This is a genomic window from Streptomyces sp. NPDC043896, from assembly GCF_056435605.1.
On the sequence record NZ_JBWKEE010000027.1, the window covers coordinates 48,984 to 72,319 of the forward strand.

Here is a 23,336-nt window from a genome sequence, read left to right on the forward strand (position 1 = left end):
CCAGCCGATCAGTGCCCCATGCAACCGGATGCCGCCCGCGTCCCGCCCGCCCCGCCCGCGTCCCGCCCGCCCCGCCCGCGCCCCGCCCGCGCCCGCCTCCGCGCCCCGCCCGGCGCGGACCGCCGCAGACGACCCGCCCGACCCGGCGGCCCCGCCAGACCCGCCCGGGACATTCCGGCCGCCCCTACGGCGCGTAACCCCGCCCGCCGCAGGCATCAGCAGTACGGTCCTCCCGCGGCTACCGCCACCACCTCACCCCACCACGTCAGGGGATGCGCGTTGCGTCGACTCACCGTTGCCCTCACGCTGCTGGCCACCCTCGCGGCGGGCGCCCCCGCCGGCGCCCGCGCCCTGTCCGCGGAGGGCGGCACCGCCGCCGGCGGCCGGGGCACGAACATCCTCGTCGTCGGCGTCGACAGCCGCGCCGGCCTCTCCGCCGCCGAGAAGCGCCGTCTGCACGTCGGCGGCAAGGGCTGCGACTGCACCGACGTCATGATGCTCGTCCACCTCTCCGCGGACGGACGCCGCGCCCGCGTCGTCTCCATCCCCCGCGACTCCTACGTCCAGTACCCGCTCCCCGGCGCGCCCCGCTTCGGGAAGATCAACGGGGCGTACGCGATCGGCGGCGGCCCCCTCACGGTCCGCACCGTCGAACAGGTCACCGGCCTGCGCGTCGACCACTACCTGGAGACCGGGTTCACCGGCTTCGAGCAGACCGTCGACAACCTCGGCGGCGCGACCGTCTGCGCCGACCGGCCCCTCAAGGACGAGGGCTCCGGCCTCGACATCGCCGCCGGCGTCCACCACACCGACGGCAACCAGACCCTGCGCTACGTCCGGGCCCGGCACGTCACCAACCGGCCCGGCGACCTCGGCCGCGTCCGCCGCCAGCAGCGCGCCGTGAACGACCTGCTGGCCCGCCTCACCGCCGGAGGCGCCCTGTCCGGTCCCGTCAGCACGGCCCGCACCGCGCGCACCCTCCTCAAGACGGTGCGCACCGACGAGAAGACCGGCCTGCACGACCTCGTCCGCATCGGCTGGGCCCTCGGCCGGCTCCGCGCCGGGCACATCGAGTTCGCCACCGTCCCCATCCGGCTCTTCGACCACCGGGTCCCCGGCGTCGGCTCCACCCTCGTCTGGCACGAGTCCCGCGCCGCCGCCCTCTGGGACGCCCTCGCCGAGGACCGCCCCATCACCGGCGACCCCCGCATCCAGCCCGTCCCCGAAACCCCCGCCGACACCAACCCGGCAGGCATCAGGGCCCGCGTCGACGACCCCGCCGTGGCGACGGCCCTGGCCCGGGACGGCTTCCAGGCCACCTCCCGGCCCGCGCCCGCCGCCCGCCCGGCGGGGCCGCCCGTCATCACGTACGACCCGGCCCGCGAAGCGGACGCGGCCACCCTCGCGGCGGCCCTCCCCGGCGCCCTCCTGCGGTCCGCCCCGGACCACGGCGAGACCTTCGACGTCGCCGTCGGCACCGACCCCGTCCGCGTCAGGACGGTCACCTACGACCGCAACAAGCTGGACGGCGCCCCCGTCACCGGCGACACCCTGCGCTGCCCCGGCACCTGAAGGTCCGTCGCATTCCGGCCATGACGGCTGGTATCATTCAGGCCATGCCCGTTCCGTGACCACGACCGGACGGGCGGGGGCGCGCGCCCCTCCCATACCGCGCGGTACGCCGGTTGTCCATTCGACAAGTTGTCGAGTTCCACCGGCGTTCACCCCAAGATCATGATCTTGTTGGTGTGCCGTACACCCGCCTAGCCTGCGCAACGTTGCTTCGAAGCCCGGATGACACACATCCGGGCTGCTGACGTTGGGGGTTCACATGAGTCTGGGCGACCAGGGCTACGCGGTCATAGACACTCCGCCGCTGGACGAGCACAGCCTGGCCGAGTTCGAGAAGCTGCCGCTCGACCCGTACACCGGCTCCACGCAGAGGTACCGGCGCTTCTCCCAGTTCCGCCTGGTCCACGAAGACCGGTGGAAGCTGGAACTGCTGCCGCACCGTCACTTCGCGCAGCCGCGCCAGTACAACGACCTCGTCGGCGGACAGATGCGCACGCTGGAGCCGCTGACCACCGATCCCACCCCGCTCATCGCGGCCGGCGCCGAAGCGCTCGGCCTCGACAAGAACACCGCCTGGCAGCTGAACGTCCACCAGTGCCGCGTCGTCTCCACCCCCGAGGTCGAGGGCATCGCCGCACCCGAGGGACCGCACCGGGACGGCCACCAGTACGGCATCGTCGCCGTCACCCGCCGCCACAACATCTCCGGCGGCGAGACCCAGCTCATGCCCCTCGGCGGCGGCGAGCCCTTCTTCCGCACCACCCTCCAGGACGGCCAGGCCATCGCCTTCGACGACCGCCTGATGTTCCACCACGTCACCGACATCGAGCACCTCACCGACGAGGGCGGCCACCGGGACGTGTGGCTCGTCGCCGTGAACAGCTGGGACAACCGGCGCTACGGCGAGGAGTACGAGGCCGAGGTCCGCGCGAGCAACGAGGTCTGAGCACGATGTCCGAAACCCTGCCCCCCACCCCGCCGGCCACGCCCGCCGGTACCGCCGCCCCCGCGGGCCACGCCCCCGTCTACGACCGGATCGGCGTCGGCTACTCCTCCGTACGCCGCCCCGACCACCGCTGGGCCGCCCAGATCGAGGCCTCGCTCGGCGACGCCCGCACGGTGCTCAACCTCGGCGCCGGAACAGGCGCCTACGAGCCCGCGGGCCGCACGCTCGTCGCGGTCGAACCGTCCCTGCGGATGCGGGCCCAGCGCGGCCCGCTCGCGGCGCCGTGCGTCGTCGCGAGCGCGGAGCGGCTGCCCTTCGACGACCAGAGCTTCGACGCCGTCATGGCCGTCCTCACCGTCCACCACTGGACGGACCTGGAAGCCGGGATCGCCGAACTCCAGCGCGTCGCCCGCCGCTTCTCCATCGTCACCTACGACATGGACGTACAGCGGAACTTCTGGTTCACCCGCGACTACGTCCCGGAGATCGCCGAGGCGGAGTGCTCCCGCGTGCCCTCCATCGAACGCCTCACCAAGCTCCTCGGCCCCTGCGAGGTGACGGAACTCCCCGTCTGGCACGACTTCACCGACGGGTTCATGACCGCCTTCTGGCGCCGCCCCGAGGCCTATCTCGACCCCGCCACGCGCCGCGCCTGTTCCGCCTTCGCCCTCACCGACGAGCAGGCCGTCGAGCGCGGTGTCAGCCGCCTGCGCGACGACCTCGCCTCGGGCGAATGGCACCGCCGCCACGCCGGCCTCGCCACCCGCGACCACATCGACGCCGGCTTCCGCCTGCTCACCGGAGAGTCCGTCCACGCCGCGCGGACGGAGGCGTCCGCATGAGCCGTCCCTGGCCGGACACCGGCACGGGGCCCGGGTGGGACCCCGCACGGCTGGCCGACGTCGCGCAGCGCCACGGCACCCCCGTGCACGTCCTCGACGCCGGACGCCTGGACCGCGCCACCGCCCACCTGCTGGAGGTGCTCGGCGGGCTCGGCAGGCCCGCCCGCGCCTACTACTCGGTGAAGACCAACTACCTGCCCTACCTCATGAGGCGGCTCTCCGCCCACGGCCTCGGCGCGGACGTCGTCTCCGGGTACGAGATGGAGGCCGCGCTGGCCGCCGGCTTCGACCCCGCCGCCATGGTGTTCAACGGCCCCGTGAAGACGGACGCGGAACTGGCCGCCGCCGTCCGGCACGGCGTACGCGTCAACATCGACGGCGAGCAGGAGATCGAGGCGCTGGAGGCCGTCGCCGCCCGCACCGGACAGCCCGTCGAGGTCGGCATCCGGATCTCCCCGGGCCTGCCGGTCTCCACCTCCGCCGACCCCAGCTACCGCGCCCAGGCCGAACGGGCCGCCGCCCGCACCCGCTTCGGCTGGCCCGCCGGATCACCGCAGCTCGCCGGGCTGGTGGACCGGATCGACGCGTCCCCGCACCTGGCCCTGCGGGCCGTCCACGCCCACCTCAGCAGCCAGATCGTCCACGAGGACCTGATGCTGACCGCACTGGACCGGGTCCTGGACGAAGCCGCCGGGCTGCACGCCCGGTTCGGCCTCACCGAGGTCAACATCGGCGGCGGGTTCGGCGTACCCGGCATCCGGCGCCCCCGCACCGGCCCGCAGGGCGCGCTGGCCGCCCTGCGCGGGGGGGACCCCTTCCCGGACGAGGAGCCCTTCCTCGACATCGCCCGGCTGCTGCCGGAACTGGACGAGCGGATGCGGCGGCGCGGCCTCGACGGCGTGGCGCTCGCCTGCGAGCCCGGCCGCTGGCTGGTCTCGGACGTCATGGCCATGGTCACGCGGGTGATGTCGCGCAAGGAGATCCCCGGAGCCCGCTGGCTGATCCTCGACGCCGGCAACCACGTCACCCCGTGGAGCGGCACCGGCGAGGTCCACCGGCTCACCCCGATCGGCAGGCGGTACTCGGACGTGAACAGCACCTGGTCGGTGGCCGGCCCGCTGTGCTACGAGAACGACGTACACGCCGCCGCCACGGAGCTGCCCGACGACGTACGGGCCGGGGACCTCCTGTGCCTGCACGACACGGGCGCCTACTCGCTCGGCCGCAGCAACAACTTCATCCGCACCAGGGCCGCCGTCGTCGCGGTCGACGGGGACGCCGAACAGCTGGTCTGGCGGGCCGAGACCGGCGCGGACGTCTTCGCCCTGGCCGACCCGGCCGGCCCGGACCCGGCGCCCGGGACCCCGTAATGGTCAGGGCCTACCTGGAGCTCCTGAGGCTTCCGGGCGCGAGCGCGGCGGCGGTACCCGCCGCGCTCGCGCGCCTGGCCGGGACGATGGTCCCCATCGCCCTGCTGCTCGCCTGCGTCCAGTCCGGACGCTCCCTCGCCGCCGGGGCCGCCGCCGGCGCGGCCTACGCCGTCGGCAGCGCGGCCGGGGGACCCTTCACCGGACGGCTGATGGACCGGGCCGGCCCGAGCCGCGTCCTGCGGGTCTCCGGACCCCTCGCGGGCCTCACCCTGGCGGCGGCCGCCCTGAGCACGGCCACCGCCCCCGCCGCCCTGGTGCCCGCCGCCGCCTGCGCGGCCGGGCTGGCCACCGCCCCCGTCGGGGCGTCGATGCGTGCCCTGTGGCCCTCCCTCACCGAGGACGCGGCCCTGCGGCAGCGGGCCTACTCCTTCGAAGCCACCCTCAGCGAACTGCTGTTCATCCTCGGCCCGACCGCCGTCACCGTCCTCGCCACCCTCACCGGCGCCCGCGGCGCCCTGCTGGTGACCGCCGTCCTGCTCGGCGCCGGAGCCCTCGCGTACGGGCAGGCACCCGCCGTACGGGCACGGGCCGGCCGGCCCCCGGCCGCCCCCGGCGGCGCGCCCGCCGCGGAACCGGCCGAGGCGGAACCGGCACCGGTCCGGGCCGCCGCCACCGCCGTCCTCGTGGCGATCGCCCTGACGGCGGCACTGTCCAGCGGGCTCGTGGTCGCGGTCACCGCCTCCCTCCGGGACCAGGGCTCGGCCCCCGAACTCGCGGGCACCCTCGTCGCCCTCCAGTCGGCGGGCAGCGTGGTCGGCGGACTCCTCTACGGCGCGCGCACCTTCGGCGGCACCACGTACCGGCGCTACCTCCGCCTGCTGATCGTGCTGACCCTGGCACTGGCCGCCCTGCCCGCCGTACGCGCCCTCGCGCCCGGCCTCCCGGCCGGCTGGGCGCTGGTGCTGCTCGGCGTCCTGCTCGTGCTCAGCGGGCTCCCCATGGCCCCGGCCGGCGCCGAGGAGTTCCAGCTCATCGGGGAGATGACCGCGCAGGGCCGGGCCACCCAGGCCTTCGCGGGCGTCGGCAGCTTCATCGCCCTCGGCGGCGCGGCGGGCTCCGCCCTCACGGGCCTGGTCGCCGACCGGGCCGGCCCCGGCGCGGCGCTGTGCATGCCCGCCGCCTTCACCCTGGCCGCCCTCCTGCTGAGCCTGGCGGCCCGCCGGGCCATCACCCGGGCCGTGTCCCCGGCCCCGTCCCCCACGCCCGCCGCCGCGGCGGACCCCACCCCGGCCCCGGCCCCCGACCCTGGAGGAAACCAGACATGAACACCGCACCCGGCGTGATCGCCGTCGTCGAGAGCCAGCTGTCCAACTTCGGCCTCACCCCGCTGCGCGCCGCCCACGAGCTCGGCTTCCACACCGTCCTGGTGAGCAACGACCCGGACCGCTACCGGGTGGTCGGCATCGCCGAGGAGATCTTCTCCCGGCACGTCGACGAGATCGTGCGCACCGACACCAACTCGGCCGACGCCGTGGCCGCCGCCCTCCAGCCCTTCCACGAACAGGGCCTGCTGCGCGGCGTGATGACCGTCACCGACTACAACATCCCGATCGTCGCCGAGGTCGCCGCACACTTCGGCCTGCCCGGCCTCTCCCCGCAGGCCGCCCGCAACTGCCGGGACAAGCTGCTGATGCGACAGGCCTGCGAACGGGCCGGCGTCGCCGTGCCCGGCTTCCACCAGGCCACCGCCGAAGAGGACGCGCTGGACGCCGCCGAACGGTTCGGCTACCCGGTCGTGGTCAAGCCCATGACCGAATCCGCCAGCATCGGCGTCACCCTGTGCCGGACGCCGGAGGAGGTCGTGGCCGCCTACCGGGACATCAGCTCCTCCCCGACCGACTTCCGCGGCCAGCCCCGCCGCCCCGGAGCGCTCGTGGAGGAGTACCTCCTCGGCTTCGAGGTGAGCGTCGAGTCCGTCCTGGACGGCGGCGAGCGCCGGTTCCTCGGCGTCACCGACAAGGCCCTCGGCGCCCACCCGCACTTCGTGGAGATGGGCGACACCTTCCCCTCGATGCTCTCCGAACCCGTCCGCGCCGAGTGCACCGAACTGGCCCGCCGGGCGCTGGAGGCCGTCGGCCACGACTTCGGCGCCGCGCACGTCGAGGTGAAGATGACGGAGAAGGGCCCGTACGTCGTCGAGGTCAACGGCCGCATGCCCGGCGCGGAGATCACCCAGCTCATCCGCGAGGCGACCGGCCTCTACCTCCAGCGCGAGGTCGTCCGGCTGCACGCCGGCCTGGCCGCCGACCTGACCACCACCCACGACCGCGCGGCCGCCTCCCGCTACCTCTCCGCCCGCCAGGCCGGCACCCTCACCGCGATCGGCGGCGCCGACCTGGCCCGCCGGGTCCCGGGCGTGGTCGACGTCGACCTGGAGGTCCGCCCCGGCGACCCGGTACGGCCCGCCGAGAGCAACCTCGACCTGCTCGGCTACGTCGTGGCCACCGGCGACACCACCGGCGACGCGGTCCGCCGCGCCGAGGCGGCCCTGGGCCAGCTCACCCCCGTCATCGCCCCCGCGACGGGCGACGGCCGGTGACCGCCGCACCCGGACCCCGCGTACGCGTCCACCGGGCCCTGCGCGACACCGACCCGCGGCACTGGGACGCCCTGCTCGGCCCCCGCGGGTTCTACGCCGCCTCCCCGTGGCTGCGGCACGCCGAGGCCACGGCGGGCGGCGCCCCGTACTACCTCACGGCCCACGAGGACGACGGCCCCGCCACCGGTGTGCTGCCCGCGTACCCGCTCGACCACGACACCCCGTACGTCTTCTGCAGCCCGGCCAGGGTCGTGGACACCGTCCACCGCACCCTGACCGGCGAGGAGGCGCCCTGGACCGCCGGGCTGCTGCCCGCCCTGGCGTGCGGGGGCCGCAACCCCTCCCACACCAAGGCCGGTACCGCCCCCGCCCCCGACGGCGGACGCGCCACCCTCACGGCCCTGGTGCACCGGGCCGAGGAGGAGGCCCGGGAGGCCGGTCTGCGGTCGGTGTCCTTCCTGTACGTCGACGAGGACGACCACCTGCTGCGCGGCGTGCTCGACGACCGCGGGTACACGGCACTGCCCGGCCAGACCGCGTACTCCCTGCCGGTCCCCGAGGACGGCTCCTTCGACAGCTACCTGGCCCGCTTCGACCGGTCACGCCGTACGAAGATCAGGCGCGAACTCCGCGCCCTGGAGGAGGCCGGGGTCACCTACCGGACGCAGCCGCTCACCCCGGCCCTCATCGAGCAGCTCGCCCCCCTGGAGCTCGCCCTCTACGCCAAGTACGGCACCCCCGCGAACGCGGACGCCTTCACCGCCGTCCTGCACAGCGTCGCCCGCCACGCCGGCGAGGCCGCCCGGGTCACCACCGCCCACCTCGACGGGAACCTGGCCGGGTTCGCCCTCACCTTCACCCACCGGGGCGAGATGTACGCCCGCCAGGCCGGGTTCGACTACGAGGCACAGGGCAGGCTGCCGCTCTACTTCGGGCTCGTCTACTACGAGCTGCTGCGGACGGCGATGGCCGAGGGGCTCTCGCACATCCACTACTCCACTGGCTCGGACCGGGCGAAACTGCTGCGCGGCTGCGTGCCGCGCCGTCAGATCGCCTACGTCAAGGCCCGCCACCCGCAGGAGGCCGAACCCCTCGCCCGCCTCGCCGCACACCCGGGAGCCACCGCCCCCGCCTGACACCACCCGCCTGACAACCCGGCCGGCACTCCGGCCCGGCACCCCGGCGGCCCCGCCCCCCCGGGGCCGCCCGGCCGGCCCGCCGGTCGGCACCCGTCCGGCGCCCGCGCCCGGTTCCGGACCCGGACGCGGCCGCCGGACAGGTTGCCGCCTGGGCCCACGGAAAATGCTGCGCCTTCCCCAACCTCCAGTCAATCCTGGGGTTTTCTTGGCCTCACCCAAGCCATAGCTTGGGTCTCATGACCCTCGACGACCTGCGCGTCTTCATCGCGGTGTGCCGCGTCGGAAGCCTCAGCGCCGTGGCCCGGGAGCTGGGCCGCACCCAGTCCGCGGTGAGCCAGCACGTCAAGCGCCTCGAACGCGAGACGGCGACCGCCCTGCTGGAGCGCCGGCCCCGCGGCGTCGCCCCCACCGAGGCCGGCCGGATCCTCTACGAGGCCGCCGCCGACGGGATCACCGGCCTGGACCAGGCGCTGCGCCGCCTCGCCGGCCTGGCGAACGGCGAGGGCGGATCCGTACGCGTCGGCACCGGCGGCGGGACCGTACGCCACTTCATGGCCGAGGCCATCGTCGAGTTCCGCCGCCACCACCCCGGGACCAGCCTGGAGTTCCGCACCGAGACCTCCAGCCGCCGCTGCTTCGAGGCCCTCCTCGCCGGCACCCTGGACCTGGCCTGGGTCACCATCGGCCCGCCGGTCCCCGGCATCGAGCAGCGCCCGGTGGCCGAGCTGCCCTGGGTCCTCGCGGCCCGCGCGGACGACCCCCTCGCGGGACGCGCCGCCATCGACCCCGCCGACCTGTCGGACGTCCGCCTGGTCCGGCTGCCCCCGAACTCCCTCTCGGGCGCCCACCTGGACGCGGCCTTCACCGGCCTGGGCGTCCGCGTGGGCTCCGACACCAGCGTCGCGGACTGGGACACCGCCCTCCTGCTCGCCGAACTCGGCCTGGGCCACACGGTCGTACCGGCCGTCCCGGGCCTGTCCGCCGCGCCCGGAGGGCCCCTGCGGCTGGTCCCCGTACCCGCCCTGCCGCCCCTGCCGGTCGGCTGGGCGGTCCGCCGCTGGGACGCCCTCACCCCCCTGGCCAGGGCCTTCGCGGACTCCGTCGGCGACTGGAGCTGACCCCGGGCCGTCTCACCCCGGGCCCGGGGCGCCGAAGGCACCCGCCCGGCCCGCCGCCGCCGCGGCCGCGGCCGCCCGGCGGGGCAGGGCCGGGTCGGGGGCGGCCCGCAGGAGCAGCAGCTCGTGGTACAGCGGGGCGGTCGCCGCGACCAGCAGCGCGCGGGCGTCGGCCGGGCCCGGCAGTTCGCCCCGCCCGGCGGCGCGGGCGACGACCACAGCGCAGCGCGCGTACCGGTCCTCCCAGAAGCGGGCCAGGGCCCCGGCCGCCTCGGGCGAGCGGAAACCCGCGGTGATCAGCGCGGTGGTCAGGCTGGGTCCGCCGCCCGCGAGGGCCTCGTAGACCTCCTGGTTGAGCGCGGTGAGGTCCCCCTCCAGCGACCCGGTGTCGGGCGGGCTCCACGTGTCGTCGGACGCGGCGTCGAGCACGTCGGCCAGCAGGCCGCCGACGTCGCGCCAGCGCCGGTAGACGGTGGTGCGGTGCACGCCCGCCCGTTCGGCGACCGTGTCCACCGTCAGCCCGTCGTACCCGCCGGCCACCAGCAGTTCGCCCGCCGCCGCCAGGACCTGGGCGCGTACCCGGGCGCTGCGGCCGCCCGTCCGCCGCCGGACGGTGTCCGGAATCGATTCATCTGAGTGGCCGGAATCTTCGCTTGCGTGCGCACTGGCATCCATGGAACGATCTTAACGCAACATCAGTCGCTTTAAGGAGTCTCCGATGATCACGACCACCTCCACCCGCCGACCCGCCGCCCCCCTCCCGCCCGCCCCCGAACCCCTGGAGCCGCTCCATGACCGCACAGCTCACCGCGACTGACCTCTGCAAGTCCTACGACGGCCGCCCCGTCCTCGACTCCGTCGACTGCTCCGTCACCGACGGCACCCGCCTCGGCATCGTCGGCGAGAACGGATCCGGCAAGTCCACCCTCCTCCGGCTGCTCGCCGGAACCGAACGCCCCGACCGCGGCACCGTCACCGTCCGCGCCGAAGGCGGCGTCGGCCACCTCGCCCAGGAGGAGCACCTCCCCGCCCACCTGACCGTCCAGCAGGTCATCGACCGTTCCCTCGCCGGCCTCCGGGCCATGGAGGACCGCATGCGCGAGCTGGAGGCCCGCATGGCGGACGGCGACACCACCGACGAGGTCCTCACCGGCTACGCCGACCTCCTCACCGCCTTCGAACTGCGCGGCGGCTACGACGCCGACGCCCGCACCGAACGCGCCCTGCACGGCCTCGGACTCCTCGGACTGCCCCGCGACCGCACCGCCGGCGAACTCTCCGGCGGCGAACAGGTCCGGCTCCGGCTGGCCGCGCTGCTCGCCTCCGCACCCGAGGTCCTCCTCCTCGACGAACCCACCAACCACCTCGACCACGCCGCCCTGACCTGGCTGGAGGACCACCTCCGCGCCCGCCGCGGCATCACCGTCACGGTCTCCCACGACCGCGAGTTCCTCGAACGCGTCGCCACCGCCCTCCTGGAGGTCGACGGCGACCTCCACCGCGCCGTCCGCTACGGCAACGGCTACGCCGGCTACCTCGCCGGACGCGCCGCCGAGAACCGGCGCCGCGCCCAGGCCCACGCCGAGTGGACCGCCGAAACGGACCGGCTGCGGGAGTCCGCCGCCGTCACCGCACGCGAGGTCGCGCCCGGCCGGGCCATGAAGGACGGCAACAAGATGGCGTACGACCGCGCGGCCGGCCGCGTCCAGCAGTCCCTGGCGAGCCGCGTCCGCAACGCCGAGGAACGCCTCGCCCGGCTGCTCGCCCGCCCCGTCCCCGCCCCGGCCGAGGCGCTGCGCTTCACCACCGTGCCCCGCACCACCCCCGGCGGCGCCGCCCACACCACCGCCCTCACCGCGGACGGCGTGGCCGTCACCGGCCGGCTGGCACCCGTGGACCTCACCGTCCCGGCCGGCGGCAGGCTCCTGATCACCGGCCCGAACGGCGCCGGCAAGAGCACCCTGCTCGGCGTCCTCGCCGGCACCGTCACCGCCGACCACGGCCGCGTCACCCGCCGCGCCCGCACCGGACTGCTGGCCCAGCACTCCGACGCCGGAAAGCCCGGCCAGACCCTCCTGGCCGCCTTCGCCGAGGGCCGCCCCGGCACCCCCGGGGAACACGCCGAACACCTGCTGTCCCTCGGCCTGTTCGCCCCCGAACGCCTCACGACCGCCGTCGGCGGCCTCTCCGCCGGCCAGCGCCGCCGGCTCGCCCTGGCCCGGCTGGTCACCGAACCGGCCGACGTGCTCCTCCTCGACGAACCGACCAACCACCTCTCACCCGCGCTGGCCGAGGAACTCGAAGAGGCCCTCGCCTCCTTCCCGGGCGCCGTGGTCATCGTCAGCCACGACCGCCGGCTCTGCACCCGCTGGCAGGGCGACCGCCTCGTCCTGCGCACCCCCGCCCCCGCCGCCGCAGCGGCGTGACCCCTCCCGGAAGGCCCCCACTTGACCGCCCGTCTGATCCACACCTACACCCTCCCCACCCCCGGTGCCGGCCCCTACGCCCTGGCCGCCGGCCCCGACGGCGCCCTGTGGTGCACCCTGGTCCACGCCGGACGCATCGCCCGCCTTACCCCCGAAGGGCGGATCGACGAGTTCCCCCTCGACTCGCCCGACTGCGGCCCGACGCTGATCACCGCCGGGCCCGACGGCGCCCTGTGGTTCACCCGCAACCGCGACCACCGCATCGGCCGCATCACCACCGACGGCGCATCCCGCTCCTACCCCCTGCCCGGCACCGCCACCGCCACCGGTCCCGGCCCCTACGGCATCACCGCCGGCCCGGACGGCGCGATCTGGTTCACCACCCTCAACACCCCGGCGGTCAGCCGCCTCACCCCCGCCGGGGAGCTCACCCACCACCCCCTGCCCGAAGGCTCGTTCCCGTCCTTCCTCACCACCGCCGCCGACGGCGCCCTGTGGTGCACCCTCAACCAGGCCGACGCCCTGGCACGGATCACCGTGACCGGCGAGACCACCCTCCACCCGCTGCCCACGGCAGGCGCCGCCCCCGTCGGCCTTGCGGCGGCACCCGACGGAGCCCTCTGGTTCGCCGAGATCGGCACCGGCCGCATCGGCCGGCGCGACGGCACGGGCGTCACCGAGTACGCCCTGCCCGACGAGCGGTGCCGCCCGCACGCCGTGGCCGTGGCCCCCGACGGCGCCTGCTGGTACACCGCGTGGGCCACCGGCCGCATCGGCCGGATCACCCCCGACGGCGCCACCGCCGAGTTCTGCCTCCCCGCCGGCGCCCGCGAACCCCACGGCCTCGCCTTCGGCCCCGACGGCACCCTGTACGTGGCCCAGGAGAGCGGCGAAGTCACCCGCTGGGCCCTCACCCCGGACCACGGTCCGGCGGAACCGGCTTCCTAGGGCCTGTCGTCAAACTGCCGTCGTCGCCCGGGGCAGACGGAAGTTTGACGACAGGCCCTAGCGCGCGCAGGTGCGCTCCGGCGCGCGCTCGGCGGCGGGGGAGCGGGCCTCGTCCTTCGGGGCGGGAGGGCGGGCCGCCTGCGCGGAGTTCAGGAAGGCCCGCGACTTGTTGACCGCGTCGATCCGGGACCTGGCGTCCAGCTTGGCGAAGATGTTCTGCAGGTGCCGCTTGACCGTGCCCTCGGTGATGGTGAGCTTCGTACCGATCTGCCGGTTGCTCAGCGCCTGGCTGACGTAGCACAGCACCTCGCGCTCGCGCTCCGTCAGCAGGTCCTTGCCCGACTGCAAGCCGGGCGGGGCGGCCGCCTGCGCGTCGGCCGGGTTCTCGCGCACCGCCGCGCGCACCGCGCGCAGCAGGGCCTTGCTCGGGGCGCTCTTGGGCACGTACGCGAGGGCCTCCCCTCCGGCCGGCGGCGCACCGGGTAAGCGGTCCTCCTCGTGGCCTAAGAGGAGGATGACCCGTGCCTGCGGCGCCCGGGCCCGCAGCTCACCGAGGAGCCCCTCCGTCCCCGGACCGGGCAGGGCGGAGGCGAGGAGGACCACGTCGGCCCCGCGCGCCGCCGCCCGGACCGCCGCGGGCCCGTCGGGGGCCTGCGCGACGACCTCCAGGTCCGGTTCGCGCGAGAGCAGGAGGGAGACCGCTTCCCGTACCAGAGCGTGGTCGTCGGCGATGACGATGCGGATCGTCCGGCTGCGGTGGTCGACCATGGAATCCCCTCTGTCCAGGACCGGCCGAAGTAGCACGCGGCCCCTCCTGGACAACACCAGACCACTCCCTTCACCGCCGTCTCAGCGGCTTGACTGCCATTTGTCATGTAGCGCGGTGTCGCGGCCCTCACACACCCAACCGGCCACCGGTCTTCGGCCACGGGTCACCCGGCCCGCAGGGCCTCCCGCAGCGCGCGGATCCAGTGCGCGACCGTCTCCCGGGCCAGCGGCGTGGCCGCCCCGAAGTCCTCGAAGAGGTGGAAGGCCCCGGGCACGAACCGCAGTTCGAGACCGACACCGTGCTCCGCGAGGCGCCGGGCGTACGCCAGCCCCTCGTCGCGCAGCGGGTCCGACCCGGCCACCTGGACGTAGGCGGGAGGCAGCCCCGACAGGTCCCCGGCGCGCCCCGGGACCGCGTACGACGGCAGCCGCGCGGCGTCCGCGCCGGCCAGGTAGAGCCGCCAGATCGCCTCCACCGCCGCCCCGTTGATCACCCGGGGGTCGTCGGCTTCCCTGCGGGAGGTGCCCGTCTCCCGGTCGTCCAGGACGGGCAGCAGCAGCTGCTGGAAGCGGATCGCCGGACCGCCCTCGGCACGGGAGCGCAGCGCCAGCCCGGCGGCGAGACAGGCACCGGCCGAGTGGCCGCAGACCGCCACCCGCGCGGGGTCGGCACCGATCGCGGCATGGGCACCCGCGACCCAGCACAGCGCCGTCCAGGCATCGGCGGGCGCGGCCGGGAAGGGGTGCTCGGGGGCCAGCCGGTAGTCCACGGCGATCACCAGGGCACCGGTGTCCACGCAGATCCGGGCACAGGTGCGGTCGCCGGAATCCAGGTCCCCGAGGGCGAAGCCGCCGCCGTGGAAGAACAGGACGGCGGGCAGCGGACCCTCCGCCCCGGCCGGGCGGTACAGCCGGACCGGGACCGCCGCGCCCCCGCCGTCCACGGCCGTGGCGTCCTCGATGGTCAGCCGCGGGTCACCGTACGGCTCGCGGGTCGACATGGCCCGGCTCATCCCCGCGCGGGAGGCGGGGATGTCGGCGAACACGTCACGGGCGGGCAGGGCGTCGAGGACCGGCCGGAGCTGGGGGTGGACGTACACGACAGGGGTTCCCTTCGGGCGGTGCGGGTCGTGCGGGCGGTGCGGGTCGTGCCGGCGGTGCGGGTCGTGCCGGTCGTGCCGGCTGTGCGGACCGCGCGGCCCGAGCAGGGTCCGGCGCGGCGGACGGGGGCGGGTCAGTGGCCCATGCCCAGGCCTCCGTCGACGGGTATGACCGCGCCCGCCACGTACGCGGCCTGCTCACCGGCGAGCCAGGCCACCACGTCCGCCACCTCCTTCGCCGAGGCACTGCGCCCCATCGGAATGCCGCGCAGCTTCTCCTTGCGGACCTCCTCCGTCAGGGCGGCGGTCATGTCCGTGTCGATCAGCCCGGGGGCGACGACGTTGGCGACGACGTCACGCGCGCCGTACTCACGGGTGATCGAGCGGGCGAGCCCCACCAGACCGGACTTGCTCGCCGCGTAGTTGGTCTGCCCGGCACTGCCGTACAGGCCCGCCACGGACGAGACGAGGACGATCCGGCCGTGGTGCGCCCGCAGCATGGGCCCGATCGCGCGCCGCGCGCACCGCCAGGCACCGGCCAGATTGGTGTCCAGGACGCGCAGGAACTGCTCCTCGCGCATGCGCATGAGCAGGCTGTCCGCCGTCATGCCCGCGTTGGCGACCAGCACCTGGACCGGGCCGAGTTCCCGCTCCACCGCCGTGAAGGCGGCGTCCACGGAAGCCCCGCTGGTGACGTCGCACTCCACCCCGAGGGTGCCCTCCGGCACCCCGGAGCCGCGGTGGGTGACGGCCACGCGGTCGCCGAGCGCCACGAAGGCCTCGGCGACGGCGGCGCCGATCCCGCGGTTCCCCCCGGTCACGAGCACCGTACGGGCCGGCCGGGTCTGTCCTGCTGCCTGGTCCATGGTCTGCGGGGTTCCGTTCGGTCAGGCCGCGGGGGACGCGGCGTCGGAGTCGGTGATGCTGCGGGACCAGTCGAAGTCGACCCGGTCGAGGGCGCCCAGCCGCTCCACGAGGCCGTGCAGCCCGGTGAAGTCCTGGACCAGGCGCTTGCGGCCCGCCGCCTGGATGTCGTCGAGCATGGCGTGGCCGCCGGGGATCCCCGTCTCGTCCATGATCCGGTGCCAGGTCGTGAAGTCGTTCCCGACGAAGGCCTCCAGACCGGAGACCAGCGACCCCAGGAAGAACGCCTGCCCGTCCGCGTCCAGATCGGCGTGCACCCGCTCCGCGAGCACCGCCGCGATCGAGGCGTGGCAGTACTCGTCCCGGTTGTGGATGCGGACCGTCGCGCTGTTGACGGGCTGGATCTCCTTGTCCTCGGCTATCAGGTTCAGATAGGCGTTGATGGAGATCTCGGCGACCGTCGCGAAGGCGAGCGTGGTCAGCGACCGCTCCCGCTCCCCGGAGCAACCCGCCCGCAGCTCCTCGTGCCGGCGCACGATCAGCGGCTTGGGCAGCGCCGCGTCCGGCAGCGCCAGGCGCCGCCTGCGCCGGGTCACGGCGCTCGCGTTGAGGTGCATGAGGGTGTGGTACTGCTCGTCGACCATCGCCTGGGCCAGGCTGCGCCGCATCAGCTCGCCGTCCAGCTGCGGGAAGAACCCGTCCAGCCCCAGCTGGAAGGCCGGGTTGACGACCTGCCCCTCCAGCAGCACCGTGGTCCGGTTGTACGCGACCCAGGCCCAGCTCAGCAGCAGGGCCCGGTCCTCGGGCGACAGCGCCAGGAACGTCGGATGGTCCCGGAACGGCAGGATCCGCTCCGGGTAGTCGTCGAGGCCGACGTCGTACAGGGTGTCGAGGTCGGGCTCCTCCCGCTTCACGGCGGCCCTGCGGTGCCAGTTGCCCGCGAGCCGGGCGATCACCGCGTTCTCCGTGACGTCGTCCGGATCGTGCGCGGGAAGTTCCGGCGGGACCACTCCGTCGGAGGCCCCCGTGCCGGGGAAGGCGTTCTGCCGGTCGTCCGTACTCATCCTTCTTCTCCTCGTCGGTCGTCCAGGGCCGGGGCCGCCGGCGCGGGGTCCCTCAGCCACAAGGCGGTCACCCCGGCGAGCACGGCCAGCGCCGTGCACACCGCGAACACCGTCCGGAAGGCACCCACCCCGGGGCCGCCCAGCGCGGCGATCAGGGCGGCGAACGCCCCCGTGCCCAGGGCGGCGCCGACCTGCCGGGAGGTCACCACCAGCCCGGAGCCGGCCGCGAACCGCTGCGGGGGCAGAGCCCCCGCCGCCGTGGCGGACAGCGTCGTCATCACGGCACCGACCCCGATGCCGCCGATCACGTTGGCGGGCAGCCACACCAGCGCGAAGTCGGGCTCGGCGCGCAGCGCCAGCGCCCAGATCCCGCACTGGACGGCGAACAGCAGGGTCCCGGCCACCACCACCGTCCGCTGGTGCCGCCGGGGCATCCGCCCCGCCAGCACCGAGGCGACCACCGACACCAGCGCCCCGGGCGTCAGGGACAGCCCGGCCTGGAGCGGCGTGTAGTGCCAGATCTGGGCGGTGAACAGCGGGGAGGCCAGCAGCCAGCAGTACATCGCCGCGCCGAACAGCATGAAGGAGCCGTTGGCGACGGCGAACTTGCGCACCCGCAGCAGCGAGAGCTCCAGCGCGGGGTTCCGGTGGCGCCCCGAGCGCACCAGCGCCACCGCCAGCAGCGCCGCGCCGCCCGCCAGCACCCCGAGGAACGGGGCACTGCCCCAGCCCCACGCGCTGCCCTGGGTGAGCGCGGCGACCAGCCCGCCGACGCCCAGCAGCAGGGCCGCGGTGCCGGCCAGGTCGGGCACGGCCGAGGCCCGTACCCGTACCCGGGGCAGTACCCGCCAGGCCAGGAAGAGCAGCGCGGCACCCAGCGGCACGTTGACCAGGAACACCGACGGCCAGCCGAAGCCGTTCACCAGGAACCCGCCGAGCGGCGTGCCCGCGGCGGCCGCGGCGGAGGACGACGCCCCCCACAGCCCGATCGCCTTGGCCCGTTCGCCCGGCGGACGGGACGAGAGCAGCAGCGCGAGCGACGAGGGCACCATGCCGGCCGCGAAGAGGCCCTGGAGGGCGCTGGCGGCGACGAGCAGACCCACGGTCGGCGCGAGGGCGCACAGCAGCGAGGCCACCGTGAACCCTGCCACGGACAGCGTGAACAGCTTGCGCAGACCGATGACGTCGGCGAGCCGCCCGGCCGGGGCGAGCGTGGCGGCGAACACGACGGTGTAACCGCTGACCACCCACGACAGCAGGGAGAGCGAGGTGCCGGGGAAGCTCTCCGGCAGTTCGGGGAAGGCTATGTAGACGACAGAGACGCCGAGGAACGCGATGAACGTCGCGCCGCACGAGGCCAGCAGGGTCAGCCCGGGGCGGGTGTGGGGGGAGGCGGGGGCCGCCGGTTCGGCGGTCCCGGCGGCCGGACCGCCGGGACCGCCGGGCTCCGTGGCCAGGACCGGCGGCCGGCCCGATTCGGACATCTCTGTCATCCGCTGCTAACTCCTCGCGGTTTCGGTGTGGAAGCGGCATACGGATCCCCCGGTCCGCATGCACTCTCGGGTGGCGTCGGTGACCTCGACGCCCAGGCCCCGGAACCATCCGTCCCGCATCTGCAGGCACGGGCAGTCGTAGCCCTCCAGGGAGCGGGCGGCCTTGAGCATCCTGAGCGCGAAGTGCCGGGTGATGACCGTCTCCACCGAGGGCCCGCCCCCGGGGTCGGCCTCCGCGTGCGACTGCATCATCCGCTCGTTGGTCATCACCCTGGTCAGGCCCTCCACCGCGGCGGCCAGCTCCTGCGGAGAGCCAGAGTCGGGCGTGCCCTCGCGCTGCTGGTACCAGGCGCCGACGCGGCGGCTGACGAAGGAGATCGCCTCGGCGTTGATCTCGTTGGCGACCTCCTGCCCGAAGCGCTTCTTGACGCCCTGGTACCAGCGGGCGTCGTGCAGCCACCAGAACTCGCGCAGCGCGTCGGTGAGTTCGTTGTCCAGCTCGCCCAGCGGGCGCTGCCCGGGTGCCCCGGCCCCCTCGGCGGCCCCGCGGGCCCCGGCCTGCCCGGCCGCCCCGGTGCCCCGGGCCTGCTCGGCCTGTCCGGCCGCCCGGGTGCCCCGGGGCTGCTCGGCCTGTCCGGCCGCCGCGGTGCCCCCGGCCTGCCCGACGGGCCCGGAGTGCCGCGCGCTCACCCTCGCCCCTCCGGTACGGGAACGGCCCCGCCGGCCGAGACCAGCAGCGCGGCCGCCGCCCCGGGCGGGGCGCCCTCGCCGACCGAGAGCTCCACCAGGATCAGCAGGGCCTCGTCCGCCTCCCCGTCCTCGAAGAGCAGGCGGGCGTAGTCCAGCGCCGCCTCCTCCTGATCGCCCTCCGGACTGAAGCAGACCACCGGCCCGCGCAGCCCCCAGGCGGTGGCGACATGGCCGACGACGGCGTTGGGCACCGACTGGAAGAACAGCAGCGGCTGCACCGGACGGCCCGCCTCCACGGCGGCGCCCACCGCGCGGTCGGTGGCGAAGTCGCCGAGCCGGCTGACCAGCACCACCGCGGTGCGGTCCCCGCGCTCCGGCGGGACGGGCGCCTCGCCGTGGTGGCGCCGCAGGCAGCGGTCCGCCGCCTCGGCGGCCAGCGGGCTGAAGGACGACACCACGAACCCGGCCAGCTTCGGCGGCCCGGCCTGGACGTCGTCCCCGGCCTCCGGCCAGGCGCCCCGCGCCAGCACGTCGACCGTGCCGTCCGTGCCGTCCGTGCCCGTCGTACGCGTCGCGTGCGCGCTCATACCGCCTCCAGGACCAGGGCCGTGTTGGCGCCGCCGAACGCGGCGTTGAGCGAGACGACCGTGCGCGGGCGCACCGGCCGGGGCGCGCCGACCACGAGGTCGAGCCGGCACGCCGGGTCCTCCCCGAGGTAGCCCGCGTTCACCGGGAGCCGGCCGTCCTCCAGGACGATCACCGAGACGGCGAGCTCGACGACCCCGGCGGCCTCCAGCGTGTGTCCGGTCAGCGACTTCGTGGAGCTGACCGGCACCTTCGGAGCGTGCTCGCCGAAGGCCAGACGCAGCGCCGCCGTCTCCGCCGAGTCGTTGTACGGGGTGCCCGTGCCGTGCGCGTTGACGTAGTCGACCTGCCCGGGCGTACGCCCGGCCCGCCCCAGCGCGGCCGTGATCGCCCGGGCCATGCCGAGCCCCTCCGGATGGGGCCGGCACGCGTGGTACGCGTCGCCGGCGCGGCCCCAGCCGAGCAGCCGGGCCAGCGGGCGCGCCCCGCGCCGCCCGGCCGCCGCGGCCGACTCCACGACCACGGCGGCCACCCCGTCGCCCAGCAGCAGGCCCTTGCGGCCGGCGCTGAACGGACGCAGCTGCCCGTCGGTCGCCAGGGCGCGGCCCGCGTCGAAGAGCGCGTGGACGTCCGGGTCCACGAGATACCCGCCCGCCACCACGACCCGCTCCTCGCGGCCCGCCGCGACCAGCGCGGCCGCGTCGGCGACCGCCGTGCTCGCCGCCACGCAGGCGTTGGTGTACGTACGGGCGGACTCGCGCAGGCCCGTCGCCGCGGCCAGCGCCCGGCCGCTCGCGGCATGGTGGGGGTGCCGGCCCTGCTCGGCCAGCGGCGCCCGCGCCCACTCGCCGTCCGCGTGCCGGGCGAAGAGCAGCGGCGTACCCGCGGCGTCCTCCTCGGACAGGCCCGCCTGCCCCACGGCCCCGCGCACCGCGGAGACCAGCTCGTCCATCAGGACCGGGGAGCCGGGCAGCTGCGCGGCGTGCCGGGCACGCCGCCGCCCGGCGTCGAAGCGGGAGACCTCCGCGAAGGCCGGGCGCCCGGCCACCAGGGCCTCGCGCAGGACCTCGGATCCCCGCCCGAAGGCGGTCGTCACGGACATGCCGGTGACGACCACGTCCTGCCGGTCAGCCGGCGTCACGGGTGACCGCACCGGAACCACCTCCCCGGCCCGCGAGGGCACTGCCCAGCACGTCCAGGACGGCGTCCACCGTCACCATCCGGGCCAGCTCGTCCTCGTCCAGGTCGAGTTCCGTGCCGTACCGCTCCTCGACGCTGTGGACGACCCAGGCCAGTTCCAGGGAGTCGACCCGCTCGGCGACCTCGCCGGGCTGCCGGTCCCCGTACGCGGCCAGGATCCCGACCAGCTCGGGCCGGGTCAGCACGGCACCCGGCCGCGCGGGACTCCGCCGCGCGGTCACTGGGCCCGCCCGCCGACGGCGGCCGCCTCGGCGCGGCCGGAGACCAGGGCGACGAGCCTGCCGAAGTCCAGCCGGCGCAGCTCCTCCAGCTCCTCGTCCTCGATCTGTACGCCGTACTCCTGCTCGACCTGCATCGCGAGCTCCGCGAGCGTCAGGGACTCCAGCTCCAGACCGCCGTCGCCGAGCGGGGTGTCGTCGCCGACCCCGTCGACTTCGTAGTTCAGGTCGCGCAGGGTGGACAGAAGGAACTCTCCTGTGGTGTTGCTGCTCATGTGATCGACTCCAGGGAAACGTCGGGGACATCGGTCGGACCGGCCGTGGGGGAGCGGCCGGGGAACATCGGGGAGGTCGGTGGGGTGCGGATGACGGGCACGGGCGGAGTACTGGTCCGGCTGGTGCGGACGGCCGAACGCCATCCGGCCAGCGCCCCGCTCCTTCGGGCGGCGGCCGCCGAACTGCTCGGCGTCGCCGCCGACGAGGTCCTCGTACGGCGGGAACCGTCCGGGCGGCCCGCGCTCGGCGGTGCGGCCCGGGGGCTGCACGCCAGCGTGAGTCACGTACCGGGTCTGTCCGCGGTGGCGGTCAGCCGGGTCGGCGCGGTCGGCGTGGACGTGGAACGGCTGCGGCCGCTGCCCGCGGCGGCCCTGGCCCGGCGCTGGTTCACCGGACCGGAGAGCCACTGGGTGGCGGCCCGCCCGCAGGAGGAACAGCCGGCCGCCTTCCTCGGTCTGTGGACCCAGAAGGAAGCCATCGGCAAGGCGCTGGCCACGGGGTTGTCCCGGGGCGGAACGCGCCGGCCGGTCCGCCTCGGCGCCGCGCCGGGCACCGAACTGCTGCCGGTCCCCTCCGGACAGGGGATGCGCACCGCGCTGCCCGACCCGCCCGACGGGTTCGTGCTGGCGGTCGCGGCCGGCCCCCGCGCCACCGGGGTGCGCGTCGAGGTGCTCACGCCGGCGTAGCCGCCGGAACCGCCGCGGCCCGCAGCACCTCCGGGTCGCGGCGCGGCTTGCCCGTCGCGGTCCGGGGGAACTCCGCCAGCAGGTACCAGCGGCGGGGATGCTTGAACGAGGCCAGCTCGGCGGCGAGCCGGCCGGAGATCTCCTCCAGGCCCGCCCCGGGCGCCGGCGTCACGTACGCGTCGATCCCGTCGCTGAACAGCACCACGGCGTCCGCCACCGACGGCAGGCCGTTCAGGAACTCCTCCACCTCGGTGAGGTCCACCTTCAGGCCGCGGACGGAGACCTGCGAGTCGAGCCGGCCCCGTACGGTCACCCGGCCCGACCGGGGGTCGACCTCGCCGGCGTCGTGCGTGCGGAGCCAGCCGTCGGCCCAGCGGTCCGGCACGGCCCCGGCCAGGTACGGGGACTCCTCCAGGGCGACCTGGAGCTCACCGTCCGCCACCCGGACCCGGACCCCCGGGGCGGGCACACCCACCGACGGGTGGTGCTCCCCGGTCATGTCCACCGCGATGACACCGGTCTCGGTCATCCCGTAGACCTGGCTCAGCGGAACCGCGTACCGCTCGGTGAACGACCGCGCCACCGCCTCCGGGGTGCGTCCGCCCGCCGTCATCATCCGCACGAGCCGGGGCAGCGGCGGCGGCTCCGCCACCGAGGCCAGCAGCGCCACCTGCGCGGGCACGCCGAGCAGCGCGGTCGGCACCGGGGCCGACCGGACGGCGTCCAGGATGCTCCGCACCGAGGTCTTCGCGGGCAGGAGCGTACGGGCGCCGACGTGCAGGGCGTGCAGCAGCCCGCCGACCAGCCCCCAGGTGTGGGAGAGCGACCCGAGCACCACCACCTGCTCACCGGCCCTGGGCATCCCCTCGATCCGCGCGTAGCGGCGCAGCTCGGCCCCCAGCCCGGCGGCCGTGCGGCCGATCAGCTTCGCCGGCCCGGTGGAGCCGGAACTCAGCTGGACCAGCACGTGCCCGCCGCGGGCCGGCGCACCGCCCGCGCGGACCGTCAGCTCGGGGACCACGGAGTGGAAGCCGCGCATCGGCGGCGCCGGCTGACGCGTCGACACCAGGAGCTGGGGGCTGGTGAGGGCCAGGGCACGCTCCGTCTCGGACTCCGTCAGCCGGTGGTCCAGGACGATCAGCTGCGCGCCCAGCCGCCACACGGCGAGGAGCTGCGCCACGTACTCGAAGGAGGGCGGCAGCCGCACGGCCGCGGTGCCGCCGGGACGCAGGCCGGCCTCGGCGAGCCGCTCCTGCCGCTCGGCCACGGCCCGCCGCAGCGACTGCCGGTCGACTTCCCGGTCGAGCACGAGACAGACGCCGGCGGGATCCCCGCGCAAGAGCGTCTCGTCGACCCATTGGGCGCCGGCGGCGGCCCATTCGTTCCCCCTGAACATGACCACTCCACGAATGGTTCGAATCCTTCGACGTAGATC

Annotated in this window: 23 protein-coding genes; 11 read left to right on the forward strand and 12 right to left on the reverse strand. The window is 75.4% G+C overall.

Going from position 1 to position 23,336, the window contains the following annotated elements:
* The first annotated feature begins 279 nt into the window (after positions 1-279).
* The 8 genes from AC069X_RS31310 to AC069X_RS31345 all read left to right on the forward strand — a co-directional run bounded on the left by AC069X_RS31310 (position 280) and on the right by AC069X_RS31345 (position 9,586).
* Positions 280-1,572: an LCP family protein gene (locus AC069X_RS31310; protein WP_478733867.1), complete on the forward strand. Its 1,293-nt coding sequence runs from the start codon at positions 280-282 to the stop codon at positions 1,570-1,572.
* Between the two features lie 259 nt (positions 1,573-1,831).
* A complete protein-coding gene (locus tag AC069X_RS31315) occupies positions 1,832-2,518 on the forward strand; it encodes a 2OG-Fe dioxygenase family protein (RefSeq protein WP_478733869.1) in 687 nt (228 codons plus the stop codon).
* Between the two features lie 5 nt (positions 2,519-2,523).
* Positions 2,524-3,360, forward strand: a complete 837-nt coding sequence (locus tag AC069X_RS31320; RefSeq protein ID WP_478733871.1) for a class I SAM-dependent methyltransferase — start codon at positions 2,524-2,526, stop codon at positions 3,358-3,360.
* Entirely contained in the window at positions 3,357-4,730 is a 1,374-nt protein-coding gene (locus AC069X_RS31325) for a diaminopimelate decarboxylase family protein (protein WP_478733873.1), read from the forward strand. Before AC069X_RS31320 ends, AC069X_RS31325 begins: the two co-directional genes overlap by 4 nt.
* Complete coding sequence (locus tag AC069X_RS31330; protein ID WP_478733875.1) at positions 4,730-6,055, forward strand: MFS transporter; 1,326 nt, start codon at positions 4,730-4,732, stop codon at positions 6,053-6,055. Before AC069X_RS31325 ends, AC069X_RS31330 begins: the two co-directional genes overlap by 1 nt.
* Positions 6,052-7,329, forward strand: coding sequence for an ATP-grasp domain-containing protein (locus AC069X_RS31335; RefSeq protein WP_478733877.1), 1,278 nt, complete (start codon positions 6,052-6,054; stop codon positions 7,327-7,329). Before AC069X_RS31330 ends, AC069X_RS31335 begins: the two co-directional genes overlap by 4 nt.
* A complete protein-coding gene (locus tag AC069X_RS31340) occupies positions 7,326-8,465 on the forward strand; it encodes a GNAT family N-acetyltransferase (protein ID WP_478733879.1) in 1,140 nt (379 codons plus the stop codon). Before AC069X_RS31335 ends, AC069X_RS31340 begins: the two co-directional genes overlap by 4 nt.
* 239 nt (positions 8,466-8,704) lie before the next feature.
* Entirely contained in the window at positions 8,705-9,586 is an 882-nt protein-coding gene (locus tag AC069X_RS31345; protein ID WP_478733881.1) for a LysR family transcriptional regulator, read from the forward strand.
* A gap of 12 nt (positions 9,587-9,598) precedes the next feature.
* On the opposite strand, the gene AC069X_RS31350 is transcribed toward AC069X_RS31345, so the two are convergent.
* Complete coding sequence (locus AC069X_RS31350; protein ID WP_478733883.1) at positions 9,599-10,258, reverse strand: TetR/AcrR family transcriptional regulator; 660 nt, start codon at positions 10,256-10,258, stop codon at positions 9,599-9,601.
* Positions 10,259-10,374: 116 nt separating this feature from the next.
* On the opposite strand from AC069X_RS31350, the gene abc-f reads away from it, so the two are divergent.
* The gene (gene abc-f / locus AC069X_RS31355) at positions 10,375-12,009 is read left to right on the forward strand and encodes a ribosomal protection-like ABC-F family protein (protein ID WP_478733885.1); all 1,635 of its coding nucleotides are present in this window, start codon (positions 10,375-10,377) and stop codon (positions 12,007-12,009) included.
* Positions 12,010-12,030: 21 nt separating this feature from the next.
* A complete protein-coding gene (locus AC069X_RS31360; protein ID WP_478733887.1) occupies positions 12,031-12,957 on the forward strand; it encodes a Vgb family protein in 927 nt (308 codons plus the stop codon).
* 57 nt (positions 12,958-13,014) lie between these two features.
* Here AC069X_RS31360 and AC069X_RS31365 read toward each other — a convergent pair whose 3' ends face one another.
* The 10 genes from AC069X_RS31365 to AC069X_RS31410 all read right to left on the reverse strand — a co-directional run bounded on the left by AC069X_RS31365 (position 13,015) and on the right by AC069X_RS31410 (position 21,214).
* A complete protein-coding gene (locus AC069X_RS31365; protein WP_478733889.1) occupies positions 13,015-13,725 on the reverse strand; it encodes a response regulator transcription factor in 711 nt (236 codons plus the stop codon).
* A 164-nt stretch (positions 13,726-13,889) separates the two neighbouring features.
* Complete coding sequence (locus AC069X_RS31370) at positions 13,890-14,825, reverse strand: alpha/beta hydrolase (protein ID WP_478733891.1); 936 nt, start codon at positions 14,823-14,825, stop codon at positions 13,890-13,892.
* 134 nt (positions 14,826-14,959) lie between these two features.
* Positions 14,960-15,691 carry an SDR family oxidoreductase gene (locus tag AC069X_RS31375; RefSeq protein ID WP_478733893.1) on the reverse strand — a complete coding sequence of 244 codons (732 nt, stop codon included), beginning with the start codon at positions 15,689-15,691 and terminating at the stop codon, positions 14,960-14,962.
* 21 nt (positions 15,692-15,712) lie between these two features.
* On the reverse strand, positions 15,713-16,753 hold the full coding sequence (locus AC069X_RS31380; protein WP_478733895.1) for an AurF N-oxygenase family protein: 1,041 nt from the start codon (positions 16,751-16,753) through the stop codon (positions 15,713-15,715).
* A complete protein-coding gene (locus AC069X_RS31385) occupies positions 16,750-18,246 on the reverse strand; it encodes a DHA2 family efflux MFS transporter permease subunit (RefSeq protein ID WP_478733897.1) in 1,497 nt (498 codons plus the stop codon). The genes AC069X_RS31380 and AC069X_RS31385 overlap by 4 nt, the downstream gene beginning before the upstream one ends.
* Before the next feature lie 6 nt (positions 18,247-18,252).
* Positions 18,253-18,936, reverse strand: a complete 684-nt coding sequence (locus tag AC069X_RS31390; protein ID WP_478733899.1) for a hypothetical protein — start codon at positions 18,934-18,936, stop codon at positions 18,253-18,255.
* A complete protein-coding gene (locus AC069X_RS31395; RefSeq protein WP_478733901.1) occupies positions 18,933-19,523 on the reverse strand; it encodes a beta-ketoacyl synthase chain length factor in 591 nt (196 codons plus the stop codon). Before AC069X_RS31395 ends, AC069X_RS31390 begins: the two co-directional genes overlap by 4 nt.
* Complete coding sequence (locus AC069X_RS31400) at positions 19,520-20,674, reverse strand: beta-ketoacyl synthase N-terminal-like domain-containing protein (RefSeq protein ID WP_478733903.1); 1,155 nt, start codon at positions 20,672-20,674, stop codon at positions 19,520-19,522. The genes AC069X_RS31395 and AC069X_RS31400 overlap by 4 nt, the downstream gene beginning before the upstream one ends.
* Entirely contained in the window at positions 20,649-20,906 is a 258-nt protein-coding gene (locus tag AC069X_RS31405; RefSeq protein ID WP_478733905.1) for an acyl carrier protein, read from the reverse strand. The genes AC069X_RS31400 and AC069X_RS31405 overlap by 26 nt, the downstream gene beginning before the upstream one ends.
* 32 nt (positions 20,907-20,938) lie before the next feature.
* Positions 20,939-21,214, reverse strand: coding sequence for an acyl carrier protein (locus AC069X_RS31410; protein ID WP_478733907.1), 276 nt, complete (start codon positions 21,212-21,214; stop codon positions 20,939-20,941).
* 90 nt (positions 21,215-21,304) lie between these two features.
* Between AC069X_RS31410 and AC069X_RS31415 the strand changes: the two genes are divergently transcribed.
* The gene (locus AC069X_RS31415; RefSeq protein ID WP_478733909.1) at positions 21,305-21,901 is read left to right on the forward strand and encodes a 4'-phosphopantetheinyl transferase family protein; all 597 of its coding nucleotides are present in this window, start codon (positions 21,305-21,307) and stop codon (positions 21,899-21,901) included.
* Here AC069X_RS31415 and AC069X_RS31420 read toward each other — a convergent pair.
* Complete coding sequence (locus AC069X_RS31420; RefSeq protein WP_478733911.1) at positions 21,888-23,297, reverse strand: class I adenylate-forming enzyme family protein; 1,410 nt, start codon at positions 23,295-23,297, stop codon at positions 21,888-21,890. The two genes, AC069X_RS31415 and AC069X_RS31420, sit on opposite strands and share 14 nt — an antisense overlap.
* Between the last annotated feature and the right edge of the window lie 39 nt (positions 23,298-23,336).

Coding starts and splice junctions, on each gene's coding strand:
- AC069X_RS31315 (WP_478733869.1), top strand. CDS start 1,832: ATGAGTCTGGGCGACCAGGGCTACGCGGTCATAGACACTCCGCCGCTG.
- AC069X_RS31320 (WP_478733871.1), top strand. CDS start 2,524: ATGTCCGAAACCCTGCCCCCCACCCCGCCGGCCACGCCCGCCGGTACC.
- AC069X_RS31325 (WP_478733873.1), top strand. CDS start 3,357: ATGAGCCGTCCCTGGCCGGACACCGGCACGGGGCCCGGGTGGGACCCC.
- AC069X_RS31330 (WP_478733875.1), top strand. CDS start 4,730: ATGGTCAGGGCCTACCTGGAGCTCCTGAGGCTTCCGGGCGCGAGCGCG.
- AC069X_RS31335 (WP_478733877.1), top strand. CDS start 6,052: ATGAACACCGCACCCGGCGTGATCGCCGTCGTCGAGAGCCAGCTGTCC.
- AC069X_RS31345 (WP_478733881.1), top strand. CDS start 8,705: ATGACCCTCGACGACCTGCGCGTCTTCATCGCGGTGTGCCGCGTCGGA.
- AC069X_RS31350 (WP_478733883.1), bottom strand. CDS start 10,258: ATGGATGCCAGTGCGCACGCAAGCGAAGATTCCGGCCACTCAGATGAA.
- abc-f (WP_478733885.1), top strand. CDS start 10,375: ATGACCGCACAGCTCACCGCGACTGACCTCTGCAAGTCCTACGACGGC.
- AC069X_RS31365 (WP_478733889.1), bottom strand. CDS start 13,725: ATGGTCGACCACCGCAGCCGGACGATCCGCATCGTCATCGCCGACGAC.
- AC069X_RS31375 (WP_478733893.1), bottom strand. CDS start 15,691: ATGGACCAGGCAGCAGGACAGACCCGGCCGGCCCGTACGGTGCTCGTG.
- AC069X_RS31380 (WP_478733895.1), bottom strand. CDS start 16,753: ATGAGTACGGACGACCGGCAGAACGCCTTCCCCGGCACGGGGGCCTCC.
- AC069X_RS31385 (WP_478733897.1), bottom strand. CDS start 18,246: ATGACAGAGATGTCCGAATCGGGCCGGCCGCCGGTCCTGGCCACGGAG.
- AC069X_RS31395 (WP_478733901.1), bottom strand. CDS start 19,523: ATGAGCGCGCACGCGACGCGTACGACGGGCACGGACGGCACGGACGGC.
- AC069X_RS31410 (WP_478733907.1), bottom strand. CDS start 21,214: ATGAGCAGCAACACCACAGGAGAGTTCCTTCTGTCCACCCTGCGCGAC.
- AC069X_RS31415 (WP_478733909.1), top strand. CDS start 21,305: ATGACGGGCACGGGCGGAGTACTGGTCCGGCTGGTGCGGACGGCCGAA.
- AC069X_RS31420 (WP_478733911.1), bottom strand. CDS start 23,297: ATGTTCAGGGGGAACGAATGGGCCGCCGCCGGCGCCCAATGGGTCGAC.